The sequence below is a fragment of the Kitasatospora sp. NPDC057512 genome (assembly GCF_042802135.1).
GTDB lineage: Bacteria > Actinomycetota > Actinomycetes > Streptomycetales > Streptomycetaceae > Kitasatospora.
This window is the reverse complement of record NZ_JBHVET010000624.1, coordinates 1-5,247: the sequence shown is the minus strand read 5'-3', so window position 1 is coordinate 5,247 and position 5,247 is coordinate 1. Positions and strand designations below refer to the sequence as shown.

The window sequence follows — 5,247 nt, the reverse complement described above, 5'->3', positions numbered from 1 at the left end:
CACCCGCCGGGCGGGCCCGCCCGACGCCGTCGGGTCCGCGGGCCCGCCCGGGCGCTGCTTGCGATGCTGCTCATGGCGCTCGTGGTGGGCGGCGCCGTCCCCTCCGTGTCCGGGGCGGGGCGGGCGTACCTCAGCTACCTGGTGCTGGCCGAGGGCGAGGACGCCGCCGGCGCGGCCCGGGCCGGGGCGGAGAGCCGGGCGGCGGGCGGGCAGGTGGTCCAGGAGTACCCGCAGATCGGGGCCGTGCTGGTGTACGCGACCGGCCCGTTCGCCGACCGGGTGCGGGCCCGGCCCGGGATCGCCGCCGTCGGGGCGACCAGGACCGCGCCGGTGGTCGCGCCGCCGCGGGCGGTGACGGGGACGGGGGACTTCACCGCCGGTGCCGGGACGGGGGGCCGGGTGGACCGGGCGAGGGGCGGCGACCGGATGGACGGGGAGACCGTCACGGTGCCCGATCCGGGGGAGGCGGGCGCCTGGAACCTCGCCATGCTCGGGGGTGCCGCCCGCGGGGCGGCGGACGCCTCGGCGGTCTCCGGCGGTGCCGTGCCGAGCGCCGACGCGCTGCACGGGGTGCTGGTCGCGGTGCTGGACTCCGGGGTCGACGACACCCACCCGGACCTGCGGGCCGCCGTCGACCCGAAGGCCTCCGCCTCCTGCGCGGACGGTCGGCCCGACGCCCGCACCGGCGCCTGGCGGCCCGACCCCGGGGTGGTCGAGAGTGGCCACGGCACGCACGTCGCCGGGATCGTCGGCGCCACCCGGGACGGCCACGGCGTCACCGGGGTGGCGCCCGGCGTGCGGATCGCCGCCGTCCGGCTGCTCGGGCCGCTCGGGCAGTACTACGCGGAGAACATCGTCTGCGGCATGCTCTGGGCCGCCGACCACGGGGCCAGGGCGGTCAACAACAGCTACTTCGCCGACCCGTGGAAGTACAACTGCCCCGGGGACGCGGACCAGGCCGCGCTGATCGCGGCCGTCGGGCGGGCCGCCGGGTACGCCCGGCGGACGGGGGCGGTGGTGGTCGCCTCGGCGGGCAACGACGGGCAGGACCTCGGCGCCTCGCGGACCGACGAGCGGAGCCCCAACGACCGGGTCTCGGGGCCGGCGTCGCTCCGTCACCTGGGCACGGAGTGCGTACGGCTGCCCGGCGAGCTGCCCGGGGTGGTCACCGTCACCGCGGTGAACCGGGACGGGCACCCGGCGCCGTACTCCAACTACGGGCGCGGACGGGTCTCGCTGGCCGCGCCCGGGGGCGACCCGGACGGCGGGCCGCAGGGGGCGGTCGTCTCCGACTGGCCGGACGGGCGGTACGCGGCGCTGGCGGGGACCTCGATGGCGGCCGCGCACGTGACCGGGGCGGTGGCGGTGGCGGCGGCCCTGCACCCGGAGCTGGGGGCGGACGGGCTGGCGGCGCTGCTGGCGGGGGCGGCGGCGCCGGGGTGTCCCCCGGGGCTCCTGGGCTGCGGGGACCGGCAGTACTTCGGGGCGGGGCTGCTGGTGCTGCCCCGGTGACGGGGGGCGCGGTTCCGTCGTAGGGCGCCCGGGCCGCGCCCCGCGCGCCCGTCGGGTGGTGGGGACGGGAAAAGCAGGTGACGGGGCGGCGGGACGGGGGTGAGGATCGGGGCATGAGTGATTCGGGTGCGGCCGTGTTCCTGACGACCGAGCGGCTGGTGCTGCGGCGCTTCACGACGGCGGACGCGGACCGGCTCGTGGAGCTGGACGGGGACCCTGCGGTGATGCGCTTCCTCACCGGGGGGAAGCCGAGTCCGCGGGAGTGGGTCGAGGGGGAGCTGCTGCCGCGCTACCTGGAGCACTACCGGCGGTACGGCGACCTCGGCTGGTGGGCGGCCGAGGAGCGGGCGGGCGGGGCGTTCCTGGGGTGGTTCGAGTTCCGGCCGACGCGGGAGGGGGAGCGCGCCGAGGTCGAGCTCGGGTACCGCTTGCGGCAGGCCGCGTGGGGGCGCGGGTACGCGACGGAGGGGGCGCGGGCGCTGGTCCGGCTCGGGTTCGCGGAGCTGGGGGTGGAGCGGGTGGTGGCGTACACCATGGCGGTGAACGCGGGCTCGCGGCGGGTGATGGAGAAGAGCGGGCTGTCGTACGTCCGCACCTTCCACGAGGACTACCCGGAGATGATCCCGGGCAGCGAGCACGGCGAGGTCGAGTACGCGCTGACGGCCGGGGAGTGGCGGGCCCGGTCCGGGATACTTGGGGCATGAGGCTGACGGAGTTCTGGCGACGGATGTACGCGCACTTCGGGGAGGCGTACGCGGAGTCGTTCGCGACCGACCACGTGATGAGCGAGCTGGGCGGGCGGACGGTGCGGCAGGCGCTGGAGGCGGGCTGGGAGGCCAAGGACGTCTGGCGGGTGGTCTGCGACACCCAGGGCGTCTCCGGGGTGCTGCGCTGACTGCCGGCCCTCCGGGGGCATGGGACAGACTGTTCGAGTGACAAACAGCGCGGAACAGAAGAATTCGGACCGGGATGCCGAGGGTGCTCCGGCGGGTGGGGGCCTGTGGGGCGGCGGGATGCCGCGCTGGCTGCCGCGGGCGATGGTGCTGTTCCTGGTGCTGGTGGGGGTGTTCCAGCTCGCGGACTGGGCGTTCCGGCAGCTGATCGACCTGTTCGTGATGCTGCTGGTGTCGTTCTTCCTGTCGTTGGCGCTGGAGCCGGCCGTGGACCGGATGGCCGCGCGGGGGGTGCGGCGGGGGGTCGGGACCTTCCTGGTGTTCGTGGCGGTCGGGATCGCGGTGGTGGGCTTCCTCGCCGCGCTCGGCACGCTGCTGGTCGACCAGGTGGCGAAGCTCGCGGGGGACCTGCCGCACCTGGTCGACAACCTGATCGGCTGGATCAACCGGACCTTCCACCAGGACCTCTCGCTGGGCGAGTTGCAGAATCGGTTGCTCAAGGATTCCGGCACCATCGAGACCTACGTCCAGCAGGCCGCCGACAACGCCTGGGGCGTCTCGTCCACCGTGATCGGCGGGCTCTTCCAGGCCTTCACGGTCGGGCTGTTCACCTTCTACTTCACCGCCGAGGGCCCGCGGGTGCGCCGGACGGTCTGTTCGATGCTGCCGCCCGCCAAGCAGGCCGAGGTGCTGCGCGCCTGGGAGATCGCGCTCGCCAAGACCGGCGGCTACCTGTACTCCCGGGCGCTGCTCGCGGTGGTGTCGGCCGCCGGGCACTGGGTGATGTTCGAGCTGCTGGACCTGCCGTACGCGGCGGCGCTGGCGGTCTGGGTCGGCGTCATGTCGCAGTTCGTGCCGACCCTCGGGACGTACCTGGCCGGGACGCTGCCGGTGCTGGTGGCGCTGACGGTGGAGCCGGTGGACGCGCTCTGGGTGCTGGTCTTCGTGGTGGTGTACCAGCAGATCGAGAACTACCTGCTGCAGCCGCGGATCACCGCGCGGACGGTGGACGTGCACCCGGCGGTGGCCTTCGGCTCGGTGATCGCGGGCGCGGCGCTGCTCGGCGCGGTCGGCGCGGTGATCGCGATCCCGGCCGCGGCGACGCTCCAGGGCTTCGTGGGGACGTACGTGCGGCGGTACGAGGTGGCCACCGACCCGCGGATCGACCGGGGCGAGCAGCGGCGGGCCCGGCGGGAGCTGCGCCGGGAGGCGGCCCGGCGGCTGCGCCGGATGGTCGGCGGGGACGGGGCGAGGCGCGGGGAGTGACCAGGGACGCCGCTCCCAGGGTGTCCCCGGGGGCGGCGGGGCCCGGACGTGCGACGCTTGAATCGAACAGATGTTCTTTGTACTCTCCGGCGTGGAGTTTTCCACAGGCGGAGCCCGGCCGGGCCCGTTTGTCAGTGGGACGCGCTAGCGTCGAGGACGATGAAGCGCACAGCACAGAACCCGAGGGAAAAAGCCATGGCAGGTACGGACCGCGAGAAGGCCCTGGAGACCGCGCTCGCCCAGATCGAGCGGCAGTTCGGCAAGGGCTCGGTGATGCGCCTCGGCGAGAAGGCCAACGAGCCGGTCGAGGTGATCTCCACCGGGTCCACCGCCCTGGACGTCGCCCTCGGGGTCGGCGGCATCCCGCGTGGCCGCGTGGTCGAGATCTACGGCCCCGAGTCCTCCGGCAAGACCACCCTGACCCTGCACCTGGCCGCCAACGCCCAGAAGGCCGGCGGCACGGTCGCGTTCGTCGACGCGGAGCACGCGCTCGACCCGGAGTACGCCAAGAAGCTCGGCGTGGACACCGACGCCCTGCTGGTCAGCCAGCCGGACACCGGCGAGCAGGCGCTGGAGATCACCGACATGCTGATCCGCTCCGGCGCGATCGACCTGGTGATCATCGACTCGGTCGCGGCGCTCGTGCCGCGCGCCGAGATCGAGGGCGAGATGGGCGACTCGCACGTCGGTCTGCAGGCCCGGCTGATGAGCCAGGCGCTGCGCAAGATCGCCGGCGCGCTGAACCAGTCGAACACCACCGCGATCTTCATCAACCAGCTGCGCGAGAAGATCGGCGTGATGTTCGGTTCGCCGGAGACCACGACCGGTGGCCGGGCGCTGAAGTTCTACGCCTCGGTCCGCCTCGACATCCGCCGGATCGAGACTCTGAAGGACGGCACCGAGGCGGTCGGCAACCGCACCCGCGTCAAGGTGGTCAAGAACAAGGTCGCGGCGCCGTTCAAGCAGGCCGAGTTCGACATCCTCTACGGCGTCGGCATCAGCCGCGAGGGCGGCCTGATCGACATGGGCGTGGAGCACGGATTCATCCGCAAGTCGGGCGCCTGGTACACCTACGAGGGCGACCAGCTCGGCCAGGGCAAGGAGAACGCCCGTAACTTCCTGCGGGACAACCCGCAGCTCGCCGACGAGATCGAGCGGAAGATCAAGGGCAAGCTCGGCATCGGCCCGAAGCTGGAGGAGCCGGCCGAGGCCGCCGCCGAGGCCGCCGCCACCGACGGCGCGGCCAAGCCGATCACCGCGACCGCCACCAAGACGGCCGCGGCGAAGAAGACGGCGGCGGCCAAGGCCTGAGCCGTTGACGCAGTACGACACGGTGGGCGGCGGCCCGGCGGGCCCGGAGGACGACGACTACGGGCCGCCGGACTGGTTCGCCGCGGTCGCGGAGGACGACGAGCACGGGCCGCCGGACTGGTTCGCAGCCGTCGCGGAGGAGCCCGAGCCGGTGGCCGCGAAGCCCCGGGCCTCGCGCTCCCGGCGCGGCCGTCCGTCCACCGCGCAGTGGGCATCCGGCGCCGAGCCGGAGTTCGACCTGGCTCCGACCCGGGCGGTGCGCGGC

At 74.3% G+C, this 5,247-nt stretch carries 6 protein-coding genes; all 6 read left to right on the top strand.

All coding sequences use genetic code 11. From position 1 onward, the window contains the following. Window positions 1–1,512: S8 family serine peptidase (locus ACFU6K_RS30650; protein ID WP_380668502.1), on the top strand; the 1,512-nt coding region annotated here is incomplete at its 5' end. A 113-nt stretch (window positions 1,513–1,625) separates the two neighbouring features. After that, entirely contained in the window at window positions 1,626–2,216 is a 591-nt protein-coding gene (locus ACFU6K_RS30645) for a GNAT family N-acetyltransferase (protein WP_380668500.1), read from the top strand. Continuing rightward, window positions 2,213–2,407 carry a DUF3046 domain-containing protein gene (locus tag ACFU6K_RS30640; protein ID WP_355261490.1) on the top strand — a complete coding sequence of 65 codons (195 nt, stop codon included), beginning with the start codon at window positions 2,213–2,215 and terminating at the stop codon, window positions 2,405–2,407. The genes ACFU6K_RS30645 and ACFU6K_RS30640 overlap by 4 nt, the downstream gene beginning before the upstream one ends. Window positions 2,408–2,444: 37 nt before the next feature. Continuing rightward, a complete protein-coding gene (locus ACFU6K_RS30635) occupies window positions 2,445–3,671 on the top strand; it encodes an AI-2E family transporter (RefSeq protein ID WP_380668498.1) in 1,227 nt (408 codons plus the stop codon). A gap of 195 nt (window positions 3,672–3,866) precedes the next feature. Then, window positions 3,867–4,982 (top strand): recombinase RecA, encoded by a 1,116-nt coding sequence (recA, locus tag ACFU6K_RS30630; protein WP_380668496.1) that lies wholly within the window; start codon window positions 3,867–3,869, stop codon window positions 4,980–4,982. Window positions 4,983–4,986: 4 nt separating this feature from the next. Next, window positions 4,987–5,247, top strand: a 261-nt coding sequence (locus ACFU6K_RS30625) for a hypothetical protein (protein ID WP_380668494.1), incomplete at its 3' end; no start/stop codon positions are given.